Raw genomic sequence first — 20621 nt, forward strand, 5'->3', positions numbered from 1 at the left:
TCTGGCTAACGAATTCGGCCGGCGAGCAGCTTGCGGGTTTCTTCGAGCGAAGCCGGATCGAAGACAGACGCGCCGATCAGCGTACCGTCGATCCGCTTCGTCAACCCGTTCAGCACCTTGCCCGGACCGCATTCGATCACGTGCGTGAACCCTTCGTGCGCCATCTTCTGCACGACTTCGACCCAGCGCACGGGACCCGCGGCCTGGCGCACGAGCGCGTCCTTGATGGCAGCCGGTTCGGCGACGCTCGCGACATCGATGTTATTGATCAGCGGAATCTGCGGCACGCTGATATCGACGCTCGCCAGGTACTCGCGCAACTGGTCCGACGCCGGCTTGAGCAGCGACGAATGGAACGGCGCCGATACCGGCAGCGGCAATGCGCGTTTCGCGCCCTTGGCCTTCGCGATTTCGCAGGCTTTTTCAACGCCTGCCTTGGCGCCGGCGATCACCACTTGAGACGGTGCGTTGAAGTTCACCGCTTCCACGATCCCCGCCGCCGATGCTTCGGTGCAGACGGCGCGCACCGCGTCGTCGTCGAGACCAAGAATGGCGGCCATGCCACCAACGCCCACCGGCACGGCGCTCTGCATGGCTTGCGCGCGAAACCGCACGAGCGGCACAGCGGCGGAAAAGGGCAGCGCACCGGCGACAACCAGCGCCGTATATTCGCCCAGGCTATGGCCCGCGACGATCGCAGGCTTGAGCCCGGTCTCCTTTTCCCACACGCGATAAATCGCGTACGCGGCCGTCAGCATCACGGGTTGCGTGTTCGTGGTGAGACCCAGTTCTTCCACCGGGCCTTCTGCGATCAGCTTGCCCAGATCCTGGCCGAGCGCATCGGATGCCTGTTGCACGGTTTCGCGCACCACGGCGTGATCGGCGAATGCATTGAGCATGCCGACCGACTGGGAACCTTGTCCCGGAAAAACGAACGCGAATTTCATGAGGTCTTTGCTCGATTGGATTGTCGAATGACTGACGTGGCGTGACGAAGGGGGAGTCGTATCCGCTTGATAACCGCTTAATAGCGGATAACCGACGCGCCCCACGTGAAGCCGCCGCCCACCCCTTCGATCAGCACATGCTGGCCGCGCTTGATACGGCCGTCACGCACGGCGACGTCGAATGCGAGCGGAATGGATGCCGCCGACGTATTGCCATGCTCGCCAACGGTCACGACCATGCGCTCGAGCGGCACATGCAACTTGCGCGCGGTGCTCTCCATGATGCGGATATTGGCCTGATGCGGAATGAGCCAGTCGATGTCGCTCGCGCTCAGTTGCGCCTTCTCGAGCGCCTCGACGGCCACTTTTTCCAGCACCTTCACCGCCAGCTTGAACACAGCCTGACCGTCCATGTGCAGGAACGCGCTGCCTTCGATCACACCCTTGTTCACATTGCCCGGCGTGCACAAGATGTTCGCGTGGCTGCCGTCGGCGTGAAGCGCGCTGGACAGTACGCCGGGTTCGTCAGAAGCTTGCAGGATCACTGCGCCCGCGCCGTCGCCAAACAATACGCACGTGGTGCGGTCGTTGAAATCGAGAATGCGCGAGAAGGTTTCGGCACCAACGACCAGCGCCGTGCGATTTGAGCCGCCGCGGATTAGGCTGTCGGCCATTGCTACTGCGTAAGCGAAGCCCGAGCAGACGGCCTGGATATCAAACGCGGCGCCGCCGTTCTTGATGCCGAGCTTGTTTTGCAACAGGCAAGCTGTGCTGGGGAAGACGAAGTCAGGCGTGGACGTGGCAACAATGATCAGATCGATCGATTGCGGATCAATATCCGCAGCCTCGATCGCATGACGCGAAGCCTGCAAGGCGAGTTCGCTGGTCGTCTGATCAGGAGCGGCGAAATGACGTGCATGAATACCGGTGCGGGCGACGATCCACTCATCGCTCGTTTCGACACCCTGTTTTGCCAGGCGCTCGGCCAGATCCTGGTTCGTGACACGATCCGGCGGCAAATAACTGCCCGTTCCGATGACGCGAGAATAGAGATTCGATTGAGCCATTATGCCTTCGAGGATAGCGCGGCACCCGGTTCGCCCGGCTGCACTAGCGGGCGGGCAGCGACCGTATTATCGCCAGGGACGACGGGGTCGGCCGCGGGGTCGGCCTGATTCGGGACCACGGTGCCAGCAGTGTCAGCGAAAGCGCCGAGCGCCGCTTGTTGCACGGGAGCAGCGTTTTCTTCCATGGCGCGCACGAGGCGTTCAAGCACGCCATTTTTGACGGCATCATACCCGCGTTTGATAGCCCACTCAAACCCATAGGCTTGTGCCGATCCGTGGCTCTTGATGACCAGCCCGCGCAGGCCGAGCAGCGCGGCGCCGTTGTATTGAGCGGGGTCGACCCGGCGTTTAAAGCGTTTGAGAACGGGCATGGCGACGAGCGCCATCAGCTTGGTCGCGAGCGATCGGCTGAATTCCTCGCGGATGATGTCGGTCAGCATCTGCGCCAAGCCTTCTGAGGTCTTCAGCGCCACATTGCCGACAAAACCGTCGCACACGACCACGTCGGTCGTGCCTTTATAGATGTCGTTGCCTTCCACGTTGCCGTAGAAATTGAGCGTGCTTGCGCGCAGCAATTCGCCGGCGCGTTTGATGACGTCGTTGCCCTTGATGACTTCTTCGCCGATGTTGAGCAGACCAATGGTCGGCCGCTCCTTGTTCCCGATAGCGGCAACCAGCGCGTGGCCCATTTCGGCGAATTGCAGCAGGTGTTGCGGCTCGCAGTCCACGTTCGCGCCCAGGTCGAGCACGGTGGTGAAGCCATTCTGGCTTGGCATCGCAGTTGCGATCGCCGGACGTTCAATGCCCGGCAGTGTCTTGAGCACGTAGCGGGACACAGCCATCAATGCGCCGGTGTTGCCCGCCGAGATGCACGTCTGGGCCTGGCCGTCCTTGACGAGATTGAGCGCCACCCGCATGGAGGAATCTTTCTTGCGCCGCAGCGCAACCTCTACCGAATCGTCCATCTCGACCACTTCGGTGGCCGGGACGACCGTCAGCCGGGTTTCGTCAGCGGCTTTGCACTTTTTCAGCTGCGCGCGGATGGCCGACTCGATGCCGACAAGCAACAGCTGCGCATCAGGATGCGAACGCACGAAACTGACCGCGGCGGGAACGGTCACGGCCGGGCCGTGGTCGCCTCCCATGCAGTCGATAGTGATCTTTACGGTCATGGAGTGCGACGAATTTCAGGCACAAAAAAGCGGCAGTGAAATGCCGCCTTCTTGTTGTACCGGGAACATGTCAAGCGCGAACAACCGCGACTCAGACCACGAGTCAAGACGGTGACGCCAGACGCAACAAGCGTCGTACGCTTAGTCGTTCTTCGTCTTGATGACTTTCTTGCCACGATAGTAGCCATTCGGGCTCACGTGGTGACGCAGATGGACTTCACCCGTGCCCGGCTCAACAGCCAGCGCCGGCGCGGTCAGGAAGTCGTGCGAACGATGCATGCCGCGCTTGGACGGCGATTTCTTGTTTTGCTGAACTGCCATGATGACTCCAGAAAAATTTTGCGAATTCTAACACAGCTCGGCACGCCCGAGACCCTGACGTGAGGCCAGTGAGTCTCAGGGCGCATCGCGCCGCCTGATGATTCGACGCCCGGCCTGATGCCGGACATCAATACTCTTTTAAAGCGAGCGATTGAAGCGCACTCAATGCACGCGCTTCATTGCCCGCTAATGTTACTTAATGCTTGTTGTCGTCGGAACCGCCCTGCTTGAGCTTACCGAGCGCGGCGAACGGATTGGGCCTGCCTGTGCCGCCATCCTGCTGCGTGCCTGCATCGCCATTCAGACCACCATCGTCCAGCTCGCCCTCGGCGCCCGCGAGGCCCGTTACCAGGCTCTCGTGCACTTCAGGACACACTTCGTGCTTCGGCACGAGCGGTAAGGTCAACAACAATTCCTCTTCAATCAAGTCGACGAGATCGAACTGGCGTGAGCCAACGATCACTTCCACTTCATCGTTATCTAGCGGAAACTCGTCTGCTTCGTCTTCCGTCGTGACTATGCGATACGTTGCATCGACATCCAGGTGCTGCGAATACGGCGAAAGACAACGCTGGCATTCGATCCAGACCGATCCGTGCACCGCGAGCCGCAAATAAGGCTGCGGCGCTTCGGTACCGTCGTCCTGCAACTCAGGCTGCATGGAGCCTTCGGCCTGCCATGAAAATACCGTGTCGCGGTCTGGGGCATCTGCCGGCACTTCGTTCAGCATGCGTGGCAATTGCGAGACCCGTACACCGCCTGCTGCCTGCCGACGGCTTTGGGCGAATTCGAACAAGTCGAGCGCGCGCAAGTCGGCGGGACATGCAGGTTTGCCAGGATTCTGTGTCATGTGCGCTCCTGCAGTGGTCGTTGCCGCGACGGCTGGATAGCAAGTCCGCGGAGGACGACCGGGGGTGAAACTGCAGTATGCACCGCACCGGACCCGTCCGGCTGGTGTGGTTTATCCCGATTTTCCAGCTGAGCGCCTTGCCGCGTGCCTGAGAGCGCCACATCCGGCCCTCAAAAACGGCCCTCAAAAACGGCCCTGCCTACTCTGGGCTGCCTCTTGAGCAGCGAAACAGAACCGCGCAACAGAACCGCGCAACAGAACTGTGAAACAGAACCGCGAGACATCTCAGTACACTTCCGGCCACTGCCGCCATCTCGGCATGCGTAAAAAGGCCTTCGCATACCGATGAAAAGCCCAAAATCATAGCGGCTTTGTCTTTTCGAGTCAAACACTTATGCTTCGGCGTGCGGCACCGCCATTTTGGTTCGGTCCCAGCCCGTTTCCGTCCTTCACCCCATTTGTTCATAGCCAACCCTTCATGCCCGACGTCTCAACTAAGCCGCGTCTCATCCTTGCCTCGAGTTCGCGTTACCGGCGGGAGTTGCTCGAGCGCTTGCGCATTCCCTTCGATGTGATCACGCCCGATATCGACGAAACGCCGCTCGCCGGTGAAACGCCGGAAGCCACGGCTGTCCGGCTGTCGATCGCCAAGGCACGTGCGGCCGCGGCCCGCGTGTCCGACGCTTCCGGCGCACTCGTGATCGGCTCCGATCAGGTTGCGACCTGCGACGGCCGTCAGATCGGCAAGCCCGGCACGCATGACAACGCGCGCGTTCAGCTTCAGTCGATGCGCGGCAAAAGTGTCGAATTCCACAGCGCGCTGTGTCTCTTCGACAGCCGCTCGGACCATATCCAATCCGCCGATATCGTCACCCGCGTGCAATTTCGCGAGTTGTCGGACGCGGAAATCGAAGCATATTTACTTGCCGAAACGCCTTACGACGTGGCGGGCAGCGCGAAATCGGAGGGTTTGGGCATTACGCTTGTCGATGCAATTCATTCCGACGATCCCACTGCGCTGGTCGGTTTGCCGCTGATCGCGTTGTCGCGAATGTTGCGCGCGGCCGGGTTTCCGTTATTGGGGGCAGCATGAGCGGCGTTTTGTACCTGATTCCGAACACGCTCGGCGACGGCGACAGCGCCGCGCTCGCCGACGTTCTTCCCGAACCCGTGCGAGCACGCGCCGCGGCGCTGCAGTACTACATTGGCGAGAACGCGAAAACCACACGCGCCTTCCTGAAAAAGGTCGGAACCGAACGGCCGATCCAGGAAATCGAGATCCGCGAACTCAACGTCAACACCCCGCCGGGTGAAGTCGACAAACTGCTCAAGCCGATTCTGGCCGGTACCGACGCCGGCCTCGTTTCGGAAGCGGGATGCCCGGCGGTCGCAGATCCGGGCGCCCTGCTCGTGCGCCGCGCCCACGAGCGCGGTGTCAAAGTGGTGCCGTTCGTCGGACCCAGTTCGATTTTGCTGGCGCTGATGGCTTCGGGAATGAACGGCCAGAGTTTCGCGTTCAACGGGTATCTTCCCGTTGATGCCGCCGAACGGGGCAAACGCCTGCGCGAGTTGGAAGCGCTGTCCCGCAAGGCGAACCAGACGCAGATATTTATCGAGACGCCGTACAGGAATCGTGCGCTGCTGGACACGCTGCTCGCGACCTGCGCGCCGTCCACGCTGGTGTGCGTCGCGGTCGACCTGACGTTACCGGCCGAGACGATCGTCACGCGAACCGTGTCAGACTGGAAAAAGAAAGCTGCGCCAGAGTTGCATAAGCGGCCAGCGATTTTCTTGCTACTAGGCGCATAGGTCGGGGCGCATCCTTTTGCCACGCTTTCCGCACTTCGCACGAAAAACCGCTCGCCTGAAGACTCAAGGCGAGCGGTTTTCATCTGAATGAAGAACGCCGGCGCGCTCCCTTCAACTGCGTCACTTCAGCTGCGTCACTTCAGCTGCATCTTCCCGCCCATCATCAGCGCGTGCATCGATGCATTGCCGACCGCCGCGCCGAACTTGCGCGCCACCCGCTCGCCAATGCTCTCCTTCTGCGTGTAATCGACAAGATCCGGCTGTTTCACGATCTCACGCGCGACGTAATCGGCGTCGCCGAATCCATCGGCGAGACCCAATTCCACGCTTTTCTGGCCCGTCCAGAACATGCCCGAGAACACGTCGGGCGTGTCTTTCAGCCGATTGCCCCGGCCTTGTTTGACGGCATCGATGAATTGCTGGTGAATCTGGTCGAGCATGTCCTGCGCGTGGGCGTTCATGGCCGGCGATTCGGGCGAGAACGGATCGAACGCGCCTTTGTTTGCGCCCGACGTGTGCAGCCGGCGTTCCACGCCCAGCTTGTCCATCAGGCCCGTAAAGCCGAAACCGTCCATCAGCACACCGATCGATCCGACGATGCTCGCCTTGTCGACGTAAATTTTATCGGCGGCGGCCGCGGCGTAATAACCGCCCGACGCGCACATGTCGCCCACGACCACGTACAGCGGCTTCGACGGATATTTCGCCCGCAAGCGCGTGATCTCGCGATTGATGATGCCGGCCTGCACCGGACTGCCGCCCGGGCTGTTGCAGCGAAGGATCACCGCTGCAGTGCCGTCGTCTTCAAAAGCGCTGTCGAGCGCTGCGTTGACGTTGTCCGAACTGGCGTCGCTATTGGCAGAGATCTCGCCTTCCAGTTCGACCAGCGCCGTATGGCGCGAGGTTTTCGCGACTTTGTCGCTGGTGAAATCGAACGCGCTCCAGACCGCGATCGCCAGGATGGCGAGGAACACGAAGCGGAAAAATATCCGCCAGCGGCGTGCGGCCCGCTGTTCATTGATCGCTGCGAGCGCAATGCGTTCGAGCGCAGCGCGCTCCCAGTTGTCGCCGGTGTCGCCGATGGATTTGGGACGCGCCTTATCCGCGGAATCGGTGGGAATTTGATCGGACATGCGTCGCCTGGTTGACTGATTGAAAATGAAGAGCGGGTTCGTTTCGAATCGCGAAAACACCCGCGAAAACACCCGCTAGAACGGTCAAGCCGGACGGAGATCGTCGTCGGGAAGCCAGAAGACGGCGCTGCCTTCGGGTGTGTCGCGATCTTCCGCTGCCACCCGCCGCAAACGCGCGCCGCGGCAAGGGCCCCCGACGCATTTTCCCGTGTCCGGCTCGTAAATCGCGCCATGTGTCGCGCACATCAAGTATAAGCCGGAGCTCTCGAAGAACTTGCCCTCGGACCAGTCCATCTCCATGGGCACATGGGCGCAGCGGTTGAGGTAGCCAAACGGTTTGCCGTCGTATCGGACAAAAAACACGGTGGCTTCGCCGCCTTTGTCGACGGCTTTATGACGGACGCCGTCGCCGCCGTCGATCAACTCCTCCGACGCGCAGATTCGGACCGGTTCTGGAGGCGCCTTGAGCGGCGCCTCAAGCGGCGTTCCTGTCATGCATTCTCCCGCAGCCAATCCCCCAGCGACGTCACGTTTTCGGCCACGAACAGCGGCTCGAGCGCGTGCAGCGACTTCGCCGGATGCGCACCATACGTCACGCCGACCGCGGCCGCACCGGCGTTCTTCGCCATCTGCAGGTCGTGCGTGGTGTCGCCGATCATCACGGTGCGGCTTACGTCCTGCCCGAGTTCGCGCGTGAGTTCGTGCAGCATGGCCGGATGCGGCTTGGAGAAGGTTTCATCGGCGCAGCGCGTGCCGTCGAAGAGGCTCGTCAGGCGCGACTGGTCCAGCGCGCGGTTCAGGCCCACACGGCTTTTGCCTGTTGCGACGGCCAGCAGATAACCCTCGTCACGCAGGCTCTGCAACATGCCGCGCACGCCGTCGAAGAGCTCGGTTTGCTCACCCTTGATCAAATAATGGAAGCGATACCGCTCGGCAAGCTTCGGGTAATCGACGGGATCGAGCGTGGGCGCCGCGATCTGCAATGCGTCGCGCAGCCCCAGGCCGATCACATAGCTTGCCGCTTCGTCGGCGGGAACGGGCAGGCTCAGGTCGCGGCACGCCGCCTGAATGCTGCGCGTAATGTGCGCCGTGGAATCCATCAAGGTGCCGTCCCAGTCGAAGACAATCAGATCGAATTGCTGACGGGCCATTTATTGGGTCTCTCTAGAATTTTGTTTGAGTTGTTCGATGAAGCGCCGGCATTCGGCGGGCAGCGGCGCTTCGACCTGAAGCGTCTCGCCGCTGGCCGGATGCACGAGTTTCAGCCGGAAAGCGTGCAGGAACATGCGTTTGAGCGACGGATTGGCGTCGGTGCGCACCAGATTCTTGTTTAGCGCAAAGTCACCATATTTGGTGTCGCCAGCGATCGGCAGGCCGATATGCGCCATATGCACACGAATCTGATGCGTACGACCGGTCTTCAGTTCCGCCTCGACCCACGCGTAGTCACTGAAACGCTCGATCAGGTTGAACACGGTATGCGACGCGAGGCCGTCGTCCTGGACCCGCACGCGGCGCTCGCCCTCGGGCGTCAGGTATTTGTGCAGCGGTTCTTTCACGATCCGCCGACGACCCCAACCCGCGAGCCAGTCGCCGTGACCGACGGCCTGATAGCGTTTATCGATACGGTTCTCGCGCATTTGCTCATGCACGTTGATCAACGCTGTGCGTTTTTTTGCGAGCATCAACACGCCGGAGGTCTCGCGATCCAGCCGATGCACCAATTCGAGGAATTTTGCCTGCGGGCGCGCATTGCGCAATTGTTCGATAACACCGAACGCCACGCCACTGCCGCCGTGAACGGCGACGCCCGCAGGTTTGTCGATCACGATCAGGTGATCGTCTTCAAATAGTATGGGGAATTCGGCTGCGGGCGCATTCGATGAAACCGGCGTTTCGTCCAATTGTGCGGTGCGAATAGGCGGGACGCGGACAAGATCGCCCATTTCCAGCCGATAAGCGGCGTCGATACGGCCCTTGTTTACGCGCACTTCCCCGCTGCGCAAAATCCGGTAAATGTGACTTTTCGGCACGCCTTTACAGACGCGGAGTAAAAAATTGTCGATGCGCTGACCCGCCGCATTTTCGTCGATCTCGATCATTGAGACCTGTTCGCTTGCGACCTTTTTATGGGATGTTTTGCCTAACTCATTCATTCTGAATATAATTTGCGGACAGTCTGGAAAAAGCCACTAAGCTGGCCGGATGTTGTCAGACTGTACAGGTGCAAGTAGTAAACCGTTATTTTACTTGCGCCCAGGGTCAGTTGCTCACCCGGAAAACGGAGTAACAAGTTGCACGCACGACGATATCGCGCGGCAGGGACGGTGCCCACAGGCGCGTTCGGTCGAGTCGATCGTCGACACGGTAACGGATTTTTGGCGATCAAGAATTTTATCGGCGAGAGACGATGAGGTCCGGACTTAAACCCGGCTTCTTCCGGATGTGACCCGGGTATCAGGCAGGTATCTAAAAGATATCGGGCGGGTATCAAGTTAGGGTGAACGGAACATTGTCGCTTGGCCGTTGCGAAGAAAACGGCTTCTGCTGCAAGCTGCGCTGAAACGGGCGAAGCGTGGCAGAGGACGCAACAAGACGAGACACCCAACGCGGTTGTCGGGCGCTTTGAGCACCCGGCAAACCGCAACGGCAGCCTGCTGCAGGTTTGGAAAACGTCGGTCGGTTTGCTTATTGCGCGGGTTTGGCGCGAAAACCCTCCACCCGTTTGACACTGTGTCAGGCCGCATCCGGCTGCTGCTGGCTGCGCTGCCGGCTCCTCAAGTAGTTTGAAGGACGTCGAGCCGCAGTGCTGTGCCGCTTAAGCCGCCAGCCGTTGCTTCACGGCGTGTCGAAGTCTGTTCGCATGTGCCCCAGGGCTGGTTGCCCGTCACGACGCGTTTCGTCGCTGGCCGGTGGCTAGACCCGTCCCAGGCAATTCTCCCCGCCAGAACTCCCGCTCCAGCGTGCTTTGTGACAACACACACAAAAAAGCGCGGCGCGCCCGCCCTCCTGCTTCACGCGACTGACAACCGCGCGAATTCGCTCGATGGGGGCCGGTAGAGCCGCTCTGGAGCCGTCCAATGAAACGCATGCTGTTTAACGCGACGCAGCAAGAAGAATTGCGCGTCGCCATCGTCGATGGGCAAAAACTCATCGACATCGACATCGAAACCGCCGGGCGCGAGCAGCGCAAAGGCAATATCTACAAGGGAGTCATTACCCGCATCGAGCCCTCGCTCGAAGCCTGTTTCGTGAACTATGGCGAAGACCGCCACGGTTTCCTGCCGTTCAAGGAAGTCGCCCGCCAGTATTTCAAGGAAGGCGTCGACATGCGCTCCGCGCGCATCCAGGACGCGCTGCGCGAAGGCCAGGAACTGATCATCCAGGTCGAAAAGGAAGAGCGCGGCAACAAGGGCGCGGCCCTGACCACGTTTATCTCGCTCGCCGGACGTTACCTCGTCCTGATGCCGAACAACCCGCGTGGCGGTGGTGTATCGCGCCGGATTGAAGGCGACGAGCGCCAGGAATTGCGCGAAACGATGGCCCAGCTCGATTTGCCGGAAGGCATGAGCATCATCGCGCGCACAGCAGGGATCGGCCGCTCGGCTGAAGAACTGCAGTGGGACCTGAACTACCTGATGCAATTGTGGCGCGCGGTGGAAGCGGCGTCGCAAAGCGGCGTGGCCGGCAAGCCGATGCTGATTTATCTCGAATCCAGCCTCGTGATCCGCGCAATCCGCGATTACTTCCAGCCGGATATCGGCGAAATTCTCATCGATACCACCGAGATCCATGACCAGGCTAGCGCCTTCATGGACATCGTGATGCCGGATAACCTGAGCAAGGTTAAGCGTTATCACGACGACGTTCCCCTCTTCTCCCGTTTCCAGATCGAACACCAGATTGAAACTGCGTATTCGCGCACGGTGCCGTTGCCCTCGGGCGGCGCGATCGTGATCGACCATACGGAAGCGCTGGTGGCCATCGACGTGAACTCGGCCCGCTCGACCAAGGGCGCGGACATCGAGGAAACGGCGACCCGCACGAACCTCGAAGCCGCCGACGAAGTTGCACGCCAGTTGCGCCTGCGCGATCTGGGCGGCTTGATCGTGATCGACTTTATCGACATGGAGTCGGCCAAGAGCCAGCGCGAAGTCGAGCAGCGTCTCAAAGACGCGCTCAAGCACGACCGTGCGCGCGTACAAATGGGCAAGATTTCGCGCTTCGGTTTGATGGAGCTGTCGCGTCAGCGGCTGCGTCCGGCGCTCTCCGAAGGCAGCCACGTGACGTGCCCGCGTTGTAACGGCACAGGCCATATCCGCGACACCGAATCGTCCGCGCTGCAAGTGCTGCGGATCATTCAGGAAGAAGCCATGAAGGAAAACACCGCGGCGATTCATTGCCAGGTGCCGGTGGAAGTCACCGCCTTCCTGCTGAACGAAAAACGTTCGGAAATCAACAAGATCGAGTCGCGCTTCAAGGTCAACGTCGTGTTGATCCCGAACAAGCATCTCGAAACGCCGCATTACAAGCTGGAACGCCTGCGTCACGACGATACCCGTCTCGACGAACCGCGTGCCTCCTGGAAAATGGCCGAAGAAGCGGCGCACGAACTGGAATCCGAAACGGGTTACAGCAAGCGCACCGAAGAAATCAAGCCGAAGCAGGAAGCGATGGTCAAGGGCATCACGCCGGCATCGCCTGCGCCTAGCGCACCGGTGAAGGTCGTTGCGGCTCCGGTCGCGGCAGCGGCTCCGGTGGTGGCTGCATCGACAGGCGGGTTTATCGGCTGGCTGAAGAACCTGTTCGGCGTCCAGCCCGAAGTAAAACCGGCTCCCGCGCCGGTCGCAGCGCCCGCACCGGCACGTCCGGCTCGTGGCGAACGGCCAGAGCGTACGGGCCAGGGTGGTGATCGGAACCGCAACCGTCGTGGTGGCGCTGCTTCGCGCGATAGCGCTGCTGCCGCTACGGGCGCTACGCCAAGCGCGCCGGGCACGGCAGGTGGTCGTCAAAACCCGCGCCGCGAGGAACGGGAACCGAAGGAAACGCGTGAGCCGCGCGAAGCACGTGAAACCCGCGAGCCGCGCGAACCGCGTGGTGGACGTGAAGGCCGCGAGCCGCGTGAGGCACGCGAAGGTCGCGAACCGCGTGAGGCACGTGAAGGCCGTGAACCACGCGAGCCGCGCGAAGTACGCGAGCCGCGTGAACCGCGTGAGAACCGTGGTGAACGCGCACCGGAAAGTGCTGAAGCCGCTGATCGTGGTCAACGCCGTGAACGTGGGGAACGTCCGGAACGGGGCGAACGCCGCAAGCCGCAACCGGAAGCCGCCGTCGAAGCATTGACGCAAGGCGAAACGGTCGTGTCGGAGTTGACGGACACCACCCTGTCGGGCCAGGAATCGCAGCAGAACGGCAACGCTGACGCATTGCAGGCCGATCAGGCCAGCGCAGCGCGTGAAGGCGAAGAACGCCGTCGCCGTCGTCGGGGTCGTCGTGGCGGACGCCGTGATCGCGAAGAAGACGGTGTAACGGCCAATCAGGCCGCCGACACTGCTGAAAACGAAGGCAATGTTGACAGCGAACGGGCACAAGCCGGCGTGTTTGACACGGATTCGTCGAACGAAGCCGATGACAGCCGCGATTTCGCACCCGCTGTGGCTAAACCCGTTGAAACGGCACCCGCTGTGCAGGCGCCCGTGGAAGCACCCGCACATGCAGTCACGGTCGAGCCGGTTTCGGCCGCCGCGATCAGCGTGACGGAGTTGCCGGAACCGGTTCGCGTTGCGCCGGTTGAAGCCGTGCCCGTGGAAGCAAAGCGCGCCGAAGCCGAAGGTTTTGTGGTGTCGCATGGCGCGCAGGAAGTGCATGCTGCGCAGGAAACCGGCGCAACGGTTGTCGAAGCCCCCGCGACGCACATCTTTGAAAAGCCAGTGTCACGGCCGATCGAAAACCCGTTCGGACCGACGCCGAAGGTAGCGGAAGAAAAGGTCGAAAGTCCTTTCACCGATACCCCGAAGGCAGCGGAACCCGCGCCCGTCGTAGCTCAAGCGGTGCCGGAAGCTCAAGTCGCTGAACCGGTGGAAACGGCGAATGTCGCCTCGACACCGGCATCGGAGACGTTTGCACCAGTCGCATCGCCCGCGCCGGTTTTGGCAGAGGCGTCGGCGCCGGTCGAATCCGAGCCGGTAAAGACGTTTGAACCGGTGGAAACCGTGGCTCCTGCAGCGCCTGTAGCGCCCGCTCCCGTAGCAGCTGCCCCGGCTGCCGAGGTTGCGCCAGTCGCTCCGGTCGCGGCTGTCACCCTGAAAGAAGAAGCGCTCAAGCCGATGCTGGATACGGCGGGCCTCGTCTGGGTGAATACCGACGCCGACAAACTCCGCGCAGCCCGCGAAGCCGCGGCTCAGGCGGAAGCGCCCAAGCGTATCGTGCGCGAACGCAAACGCCTGCCGCCGCTGGACGCCGCGCCGATGCAGCAAGTGGAAACAGGTAAAGACGCTTAGTAATCGCATCTGACCTGTCGAAAAGCGCCACGTGACTTCGGTCCGTGGCGCTTTTTTATCGGCCGGAGGACAAATGCCCCTGAAAAGGCGAGGGCGAGCCGCCTTCGGACCGCCCTTCCGCTAAAATGAACTGTTCGAAGTTGATAGCGGCCCGCTCCGCCGCCGCTGCACGAGAAATAAAAGGATCATGTCCCGACGCATCATTCCTGTCACCGATGTCAGCGCGATCCCGGATTTTTCCGGCATCGCAGCGACGCCGCGCGGACTGCTCACCGACCGGCTGTCGCGTGAGTTGCGCGATCTGCGCATATCGGTGACTGATCGTTGCAATTTTCGCTGCGTGTACTGCATGCCGCGCGAAGTTTTCGATAAAAACCACGAATTCCTGCCGCATAGTGCCCTGCTGTCGTTTGAGGAAATCGAACGGCTGGCGAAGTTGTTCGTCGAACACGGCGTAGAAAAAATCCGTCTGACCGGCGGCGAACCGCTGCTGCGCAAGAACATCGAATTCCTGATTGAACGGCTGGCCCTGCTGCGCACGCCGGAAGGCCGTCCGCTCGATATCACGCTCACCACCAACGGATCGATCCTCGCCCGCAAGGCGCGCTCGCTGAAAGACGCGGGGTTGTCGCGGGTAACGGTGAGCCTCGACGCGCTCGACGATGCGTTGTTTCGCCGCATGAACGACGCCGATTTCGCCGTCGCCAACGTGCTCGAAGGCGTTGAGGCCGCGCACGCTGCCGGCCTGGCGCCGCTGAAGGTCAACATGGTGGTCAAGCGCGGCACGAACGACGCCGAAATCGTGCCGATGGCGCGCCATTTCAAAGGCAGCGGCACGGTGCTGCGCTTTATCGAATATATGGATGTGGGGGCGTCGAACGGCTGGAACATGAGCGAAGTGTTGCCGTCGGCGGACGTGGTCGCGCGCATTGCCGAGCATTTTCCGCTGCGGCCGCTCGAAGCCCACAACGACGCCGAGACCGCGCAGCGCTGGGCTTACCAGGATGGCAGCGGTGAGATCGGTGTCATTTCGAGCGTGACACGCGCGTTCTGCGGCTCCTGCACGCGGGCCCGCCTCTCCACTGAAGGCAAGCTGTACTTGTGCCTGTTCGCCACGTCCGGCCACGACTTGCGCGCGCTGATCCGCAGTGGCGCAAGCGACGCCAAGGTTGCCACAGCTATTGCCCGGATCTGGGAAGCGCGCACCGACCGCTACTCGGAACTTCGCGGCAGCAACGCGTTGCCTGCTGCCGACCCGGACGCTCCGCGCGTCGAAATGTCCTATATCGGCGGCTGACATGGCCGATGTCGATTTACCTCGCCCGGCCGGCAGTCCAGTGCACAAGCGCGACATCACTGGCGTCGTGCTGGCGGGCGGACGCGGATCGCGCATGGGCGGTGTCGATAAAGGCCTGCAACCGCTCGACCTCGAACCGCTTGCGCTCCATGCGCTGCGGGCGCTCAAGCCTCAATGCGGCGCGATGCTGATCAGCGCGAATCGCAGCCTCGAGATCTACGCGCAGCTTGGCATGCCCTTCCAGGCAAAGGTGATTGTCGATGCGTTTCCCGATTTTCCGGGCCCGCTTGCCGGGATATCGGCGGCGTTGCATGCAGCACAAACTGAATTCGTGCTGTTCGTGCCCTGCGACGCGCCTTTCATCGAGTCTCATCTGGCCGAACGGCTATTCGACGGCTTGAGCGCCGGACAAGCGGATATCGCGATGGCGGCGGTCGTCGATGCCGCGGGCGAACGCCAGGTGCACCCGGTTTTCGCGTTGCTGCGCGCTTCGCTGGCGGACGATCTCGACGCGTACATCCGTACCGGCGAGCGCAAGGTCCGCGCGTGGTACGCGCGCCACAAGGCGGTAGAAGTGAGCTTCGCCAACGAGCGTGCGTTTTACAATGTCAACGATTTGCAGCAGCTAGCCGATCTCAATCGCAACTAAGCACCGGTTCGTTTCGCTCCATGCTCAGGGTTGCGGCGATGCCTCGGCTTGGTCAGTCGCCGCTTTGCAGCGACTACAGCAGCGGCAGCGCCAGCATCCTCGACATGCCAGCCCTTTCACCGGTCCGCCCGCGGGCTTTGCATCGCGGGCTTTGCATCGCGATTTCCGCTCCACCCATCAATGAACACACCCAGGCACTTTCCGAGCTGCGTCGCCGAGTACGATCCGAACGCGCTGCCCGTCAGCGCGGCGCAGGAGATCGTGCGCCAGTGGGCGTTGCCGCGCGGTCGCACCGAGGTGGAACACGTTGGTCTCTTCAACGCACTTGATCGGGTGCTGGCAGAAGATGTCATCTCGCCGATCAACGTTCCATCACACGACAACTCGGCCATGGACGGTTATGCGTTCGATGGTGCGACGCTGCCGAGTGGATCGGACCATGCGGCGAGATCGAGCCTCCCCGACGATGCACTGCTCCGCTTGACGGTCGCGGGTACGGCGCTCGCCGGACAACCGTTCGAAGGGCATCCGCTTGCCGCGCAATGCGTGCGCATCATGACCGGAGCGCTGATTCCGCCTGGCTGCGACACCGTCGTGCCGCAAGAACTCGTGCAGCGCACAGGCGATGCCATCACGTTCGCCCCAGCGGGTATCGTGCGCGGTGCAAATCGGCGGCTCGCGGGAGAGGATCTCGCGCAAGGCCAGCCGGCGTTGCGCAAGGGCCGTATTGTGCGTGCGTCGGATCTTGGTTTGCTTGCGTCGCTGGGTATTGGCGGCGTGGAGGTACAACGGCGCGTGCGTGTTGCGTTTTTTTCAACCGGTGACGAATTACGTTCGGTCGGTGAAGGGCTGGCGCCGGGTTGCGTCTACGACAGCAACCGCTATACCCTCTTCGCGATGCTGCGCCGGATGAACGTGGAACCGGTGGATCTGGGGATTGTGCGTGACGACCGTGCATCGCTTGAACGGGCGTTGCGACAGGCTACGCAGGGCGCCGACGTGGTGATCAGTTCGGGTGGCGTGTCTGTTGGCGATGCCGACTTCACGCGCGACCTGATGAACGCGCTTGGCGACGTGGCGTTCTGGAAGATCGCGATGCGTCCCGGCCGGCCGCTCGCGTTCGGCCGCCTGTGGTCGGGCAAGCGTCCGGGCGAAGGCGAATCTGCCTTGTTCTTTGGCTTGCCGGGCAATCCGGTTGCGGTGATGGCAACGTTTTATTTCATCGTGCGCGAGGCGTTGCTCGCCATGTCGGGCGCGACGCCCTATTCGCTGCCGTTGATAGCGGCGACGAGTTCGCAACCGATCAACAAACGCGCCGGGCGCTCGGAGTTTCAACGCGGTATTGCACGCCGGGACACCGCCGGGCACTGGCATGTGGTGACAACCGGGCCGCAAGGCTCGGGCGTGCTGAGTTCAATGAGCGAAGCCAATTGCTTCATTGTCCTGAAGCACGACGCAGGAAATATCGATGCAGGTGACAGCGTGGATATCCTGCCATTCGACGGCCTGATCTAGTTTCAAAGGCTCTTCGACAACCTGCTTCAAGAACCTGAACCTCAAGAACCTGGACCGCCGCGCCGCCCTGACTCAGGCGGCTAAAACGGATGGTTCGAATGCATTGCACTATGACTGACGGGGCTTTTCCTTCATGAAAAAACAGATTTCGTTCATCGCGCCGGGACAAACGGCCAAAGCGCTGATTCTCGTGTACCTGACCTTCAGCGTACCCATCGTGTTGCTCGGCGTGCTGGTTGCGTTCTTCCGATACGGCTCGGTCGAGCTGAGCACCGTAACAAGCGCGCTCCTGCTTAATGCGATCCTCGGCTTCATCTTGCTGTGGATCGCGTGCCATGCGTACAACTGGGTGGCGTCACGGTTCGGCGGTATTGAGATCGTCTTGTCCGACGCACCAGAGGAGGCATGATGAACACTCAGATCCGACCCGCCGCGCCCGCCGATGCCGCCGCGATCTTTAGCTTGATGCTCGAGCTGGCCGAGTTTGAAAAGCTCATGCACATGTTCATTGCGACCGAGGGCGGCGTGCACGACGCGCTATTCGGCGCGCGGCCGTCAGCCGAAGCCCTGGTAGCCGAAGAGAACGGGCACATAGTGGGCTATGCGCTGTTCTTCCACAATTACTCGACCTTCCTCGGCAAGCGCGGCTTGTTTCTCGAAGACCTGTACGTGAAGCCGGCCACTCGCGGCAGCGGTCTCGGCACAAAGATGCTGCGTGCTTTGGCGGCCCTTGCGGTGCAACGTCAATGCGGCCGCTTCGAATGGACCGTGCTCGACTGGAATCAGAACGCCATCGGCTTCTACGAGAAGATGGGCGCAACGGTGTTGCCCGACTGGCGCATCGTGCGCATCACGGGTGACGCATTGGCGACGCTGGCTTCGCCTGCCGCTGACTAAACTCCGGGCTCGTCGCGTTCTGCGGGTTCTTCGCGTTCATCACCGAGCAAGTTGGCCACCTGCTCGCCCGGCAACGCTTCCACGTCACGCAGTTTCTTGCTCATCTGTCGCGTACGCGTTTCCGCCGATTCAATAGAACGCGTCACTGCTTCAAGCTGCGATCGCGTCTTTGACAGCACTTCTCCAAACTTCCTGAACTCCGTTTTTACGGCGCCGAGCACTTGCCAGACTTCACTGGAACGCTGCTCGATTGCCAGCGTCCTGAAACCCATCTGCAAGCTGTTCAGTAGCGCGGTCAACGTGGTCGGACCTGTCACGCTCACCCGGTATTCCCGCTGCAGAAAATCAGTCAACCCCGGACGGCGAAGGATTTCCGCATACAGGCCCTCAGTCGGCAGGAACAACAACGCGAAGTCCGTGGTGTGCGGAGGCGCGACGTACTTCTGCGCAATGGCCTTCGCTTCCGCACGAATGCGCCCTTCCAGCGCACGTGACGCTTCCTCGACCGCGACTACATCGGCGCGATCCTGCGCATCGATCAGCCGCTCGTAGTCCTCGCGCGGAAACTTGGCGTCGATAGGCAGCCACACCGGCGTGGCCGCCGCATTCGCGCCGCTCTGGCCGGGCGCGTCGTGACGACCGGGCAGCTTGATGGCAAACTCCACGCGATCGTTGCTCTTCGGGATGGTGGCGACATTCTTCGCGTACTGATCCGGGGTCAACAACTGCTCGAGCAACGATTCAAGCTGCACTTCGCCCCAGGTCCCACGCGTCTTGACGTTGGTCAGCACCTTCTTCAAGTCGCCAACGCCCGCCGCCAGCGTCTGCATTTCCCCCAATCCGCGATGCACCTGTTCCAGCCGGTCCGACACCAGCTTGAACGATTCGCCAAGCCGTTGCTCCAGCGTGGCGTGCAGCTTTTCATCGACGGTACGGCGCATTTCTTCGAGCTTCGCCGCGTTGTTCGCTTCGATATCCTTCAGCCGCGCTTCGAGCGTTGCGCGCACCTCGCTCAGCCGACGGTCATTCGACTCCGACATCTGCGCGAGCTGCAGCGTGAGCGCATCGCCGAAACGCTTCAGCGCCTGGCTTTGTTCGTCGCGTGCGTGCTGGCTTTGCAGCGCGTTGCTCTCCGTCAGCGTGACAAGTTGCCGGGAGAACGCTTCAAGCTGCGTGTTCTGGACGTTCGCCATGCTCGCGAGTTGCGTTGCGAGCGTCTGCTGGAATTGAGCGAACGCTGTACCCGCCTCGGTACGCGACGCGCGAGACGTTTCTGTTACTTCGCCACGCACATTACGTTCGAGCCGCTCCTGGGCGCGCGCATGCGCTTCGCCCATATCGATAATCCGATCGGCCAGCGCCTCGAACTGCTCCTCGACATCTGTTTCCCGCTTCGGCCGCAGCAACAGCATCAACGCGATCCCCAGAGCGATCGCAAGGACGGCGACACCCACGCTCAACAGCAACAACATGGTCATTTCTTCAGGACTTCCGGATTGATCGGGTTCGGCGGGTTACCTGCGCGCGGACCTTCGCCCAGCGCGGCGATCAGGTTGTCCGCGGCGAGATTGGCCATGGCCCGGCGCGTGGATTCGGTCGCGCTCGCAATATGCGGCGTCAGCACCACGTTCGGCACGGTCAGGAAATCTTGATTGAAGTTCGGCTCGCCTTCGAACACGTCCAGCCCCGCCGCCGCGATGGTCTTGCTACGCAACGCCTGGATCAGCGCCGCGTCGTCCACAATCCCGCCACGCGCGATATTGGTCAGCGTAGCCGTAGGTTTCATGGCCGCCAGTTCAGCCGCGCCAATAGTGTGGTGATTCTCCGCGGTGTACGGCAGCACCAGCACGACGTGGTCGGCGCGCTTGAGCAAGTCAGCCTTCGATACATACTCCGCGTTCAATTCCGCCTCGATCTCCGGCGCGACGCGCGAACGGTTGTGATAGATCACGCGCATGTTGAACCCGCGCGCGCGCCGGGCGAGGGCCTGGCCGATGCGCCCCATGCCGAGCACGCCGAGCGTGGAGCCGCATACGTCGGTACCGAGGAACGCGTCGTAGGACCATGTGCCCCACTTGCCCGCGCGCAGGAAGTGTTCGGATTCAGCAAGACGACGTGCGGCGGCCATCATCAGTGCCCACCCGAAGTCCGCTGTGCTTTCGTTCAATACGTCGGGTGTATTGGTGCCGAGCACGCCGTGCGCGTTCAACGCCTGCATGTCGAAGTTGTTGTAACCCACGGCCATGTTCGACACGACCTTGAGATTCGGGGCGCCTTCGAGGACCTTCGCCGTGACGGGGTCGCCTGCAAGCAAAGCGCCGTCGCGGTCAGCCATGCGGCGCGCGAATTCGTCGGGGCTAAGCGGCGCGCCCGGATTGGCATCGACTTCAAAATATTGCCGGAGACGTTCGATCACGTCCGGGAAAATGGGGCGGGCAACCAGCACTTTCTTCATCGACTTCTC

19 protein-coding genes are annotated in these 20621 nt (G+C 61.7%); 8 read left to right on the top strand and 11 right to left on the bottom strand.

The features are described from left to right. Nucleotides 1-5: 5 nt before the first annotated feature. From fabD to BSU04_RS03150, 5 genes are all read right to left on the bottom strand, one after another. Nucleotides 6-947 carry an ACP S-malonyltransferase gene (fabD, locus tag BSU04_RS03130; RefSeq protein ID WP_089159209.1) on the bottom strand — a complete coding sequence of 314 codons (942 nt, stop codon included), beginning with the start codon at nucleotides 945-947 and terminating at the stop codon, nucleotides 6-8. 77 nt (nucleotides 948-1024) lie between these two features. Then, nucleotides 1025-2014 (bottom strand): beta-ketoacyl-ACP synthase III, encoded by a 990-nt coding sequence (locus BSU04_RS03135; RefSeq protein ID WP_089159210.1) that lies wholly within the window; start codon nucleotides 2012-2014, stop codon nucleotides 1025-1027. Continuing rightward, nucleotides 2014-3186, bottom strand: a complete 1173-nt coding sequence (gene plsX, locus BSU04_RS03140; RefSeq protein WP_089159211.1) for a phosphate acyltransferase PlsX — start codon at nucleotides 3184-3186, stop codon at nucleotides 2014-2016. The genes BSU04_RS03135 and plsX overlap by 1 nt, the downstream gene beginning before the upstream one ends. 141 nt (nucleotides 3187-3327) lie before the next feature. Beyond that, nucleotides 3328-3507: a 50S ribosomal protein L32 gene (gene rpmF, locus BSU04_RS03145; RefSeq protein ID WP_056354381.1), complete on the bottom strand. Its 180-nt coding sequence runs from the start codon at nucleotides 3505-3507 to the stop codon at nucleotides 3328-3330. A 196-nt stretch (nucleotides 3508-3703) separates the two neighbouring features. Beyond that, complete coding sequence (locus BSU04_RS03150) at nucleotides 3704-4357, bottom strand: DUF177 domain-containing protein (RefSeq protein ID WP_089159212.1); 654 nt, start codon at nucleotides 4355-4357, stop codon at nucleotides 3704-3706. Nucleotides 4358-4835: 478 nt separating this feature from the next. Here BSU04_RS03150 and BSU04_RS03155 point away from each other — a divergent pair, with 478 nt between their 5' ends. Next, on the top strand, nucleotides 4836-5450 hold the full coding sequence (locus BSU04_RS03155) for a Maf-like protein (protein WP_089159242.1): 615 nt from the start codon (nucleotides 4836-4838) through the stop codon (nucleotides 5448-5450). Next, nucleotides 5447-6166, top strand: a complete 720-nt coding sequence (locus tag BSU04_RS03160; protein WP_089159213.1) for an SAM-dependent methyltransferase — start codon at nucleotides 5447-5449, stop codon at nucleotides 6164-6166. The genes BSU04_RS03155 and BSU04_RS03160 overlap by 4 nt, the downstream gene beginning before the upstream one ends. 134 nt (nucleotides 6167-6300) lie before the next feature. On the opposite strand, the gene BSU04_RS03165 is transcribed toward BSU04_RS03160, so the two are convergent. From BSU04_RS03165 to BSU04_RS03180, 4 genes are all read right to left on the bottom strand, one after another. Next, complete coding sequence (locus BSU04_RS03165; protein ID WP_089159243.1) at nucleotides 6301-7299, bottom strand: S49 family peptidase; 999 nt, start codon at nucleotides 7297-7299, stop codon at nucleotides 6301-6303. An 84-nt stretch (nucleotides 7300-7383) separates the two neighbouring features. After that, nucleotides 7384-7794, bottom strand: coding sequence for a Rieske (2Fe-2S) protein (locus tag BSU04_RS03170; protein WP_089159214.1), 411 nt, complete (start codon nucleotides 7792-7794; stop codon nucleotides 7384-7386). Continuing rightward, complete coding sequence (locus BSU04_RS03175; RefSeq protein ID WP_089159215.1) at nucleotides 7791-8450, bottom strand: HAD-IIIA family hydrolase; 660 nt, start codon at nucleotides 8448-8450, stop codon at nucleotides 7791-7793. The genes BSU04_RS03170 and BSU04_RS03175 overlap by 4 nt, the downstream gene beginning before the upstream one ends. Beyond that, complete coding sequence (locus tag BSU04_RS03180; protein WP_089159216.1) at nucleotides 8451-9455, bottom strand: RluA family pseudouridine synthase; 1005 nt, start codon at nucleotides 9453-9455, stop codon at nucleotides 8451-8453. Between the two features lie 924 nt (nucleotides 9456-10379). Here BSU04_RS03180 and BSU04_RS03190 point away from each other — a divergent pair. From BSU04_RS03190 to BSU04_RS03215, 6 genes are all read left to right on the top strand, one after another. Then, a complete protein-coding gene (locus BSU04_RS03190; protein ID WP_089159218.1) occupies nucleotides 10380-13799 on the top strand; it encodes an Rne/Rng family ribonuclease in 3420 nt (1139 codons plus the stop codon). Between the two features lie 187 nt (nucleotides 13800-13986). Then, nucleotides 13987-15096: a GTP 3',8-cyclase MoaA gene (moaA, locus tag BSU04_RS03195; RefSeq protein ID WP_089159219.1), complete on the top strand. Its 1110-nt coding sequence runs from the start codon at nucleotides 13987-13989 to the stop codon at nucleotides 15094-15096. A 1-nt stretch (nucleotide 15097) separates the two neighbouring features. Further along, nucleotides 15098-15745: a molybdenum cofactor guanylyltransferase MobA gene (gene mobA, locus BSU04_RS03200; RefSeq protein WP_089159220.1), complete on the top strand. Its 648-nt coding sequence runs from the start codon at nucleotides 15098-15100 to the stop codon at nucleotides 15743-15745. Nucleotides 15746-15925: 180 nt separating this feature from the next. Further along, a complete protein-coding gene (gene moeA, locus BSU04_RS03205; protein ID WP_089159221.1) occupies nucleotides 15926-17260 on the top strand; it encodes a molybdopterin molybdotransferase MoeA in 1335 nt (444 codons plus the stop codon). A gap of 133 nt (nucleotides 17261-17393) precedes the next feature. Then, nucleotides 17394-17669 carry a hypothetical protein gene (locus BSU04_RS03210; protein WP_031363462.1) on the top strand — a complete coding sequence of 92 codons (276 nt, stop codon included), beginning with the start codon at nucleotides 17394-17396 and terminating at the stop codon, nucleotides 17667-17669. Next, nucleotides 17669-18157: a GNAT family N-acetyltransferase gene (locus BSU04_RS03215; RefSeq protein ID WP_089159244.1), complete on the top strand. Its 489-nt coding sequence runs from the start codon at nucleotides 17669-17671 to the stop codon at nucleotides 18155-18157. Before BSU04_RS03210 ends, BSU04_RS03215 begins: the two co-directional genes overlap by 1 nt. On the opposite strand, the gene BSU04_RS03220 is transcribed toward BSU04_RS03215, so the two are convergent. Then, nucleotides 18154-19629: a DNA recombination protein RmuC gene (locus BSU04_RS03220; RefSeq protein ID WP_089159245.1), complete on the bottom strand. Its 1476-nt coding sequence runs from the start codon at nucleotides 19627-19629 to the stop codon at nucleotides 18154-18156. The two genes, BSU04_RS03215 and BSU04_RS03220, sit on opposite strands and share 4 nt — an antisense overlap. A gap of 2 nt (nucleotides 19630-19631) precedes the next feature. After that, nucleotides 19632-20612, bottom strand: a complete 981-nt coding sequence (locus tag BSU04_RS03225) for a 2-hydroxyacid dehydrogenase (protein WP_089159222.1) — start codon at nucleotides 20610-20612, stop codon at nucleotides 19632-19634. Between the last annotated feature and the right edge of the window lie 9 nt (nucleotides 20613-20621).

Origin of the sequence: Caballeronia sordidicola, from assembly GCF_002220365.1 — a bacterium.
In the GTDB taxonomy this organism is placed as follows: domain Bacteria; phylum Pseudomonadota; class Gammaproteobacteria; order Burkholderiales; family Burkholderiaceae; genus Caballeronia; species Caballeronia sordidicola_C.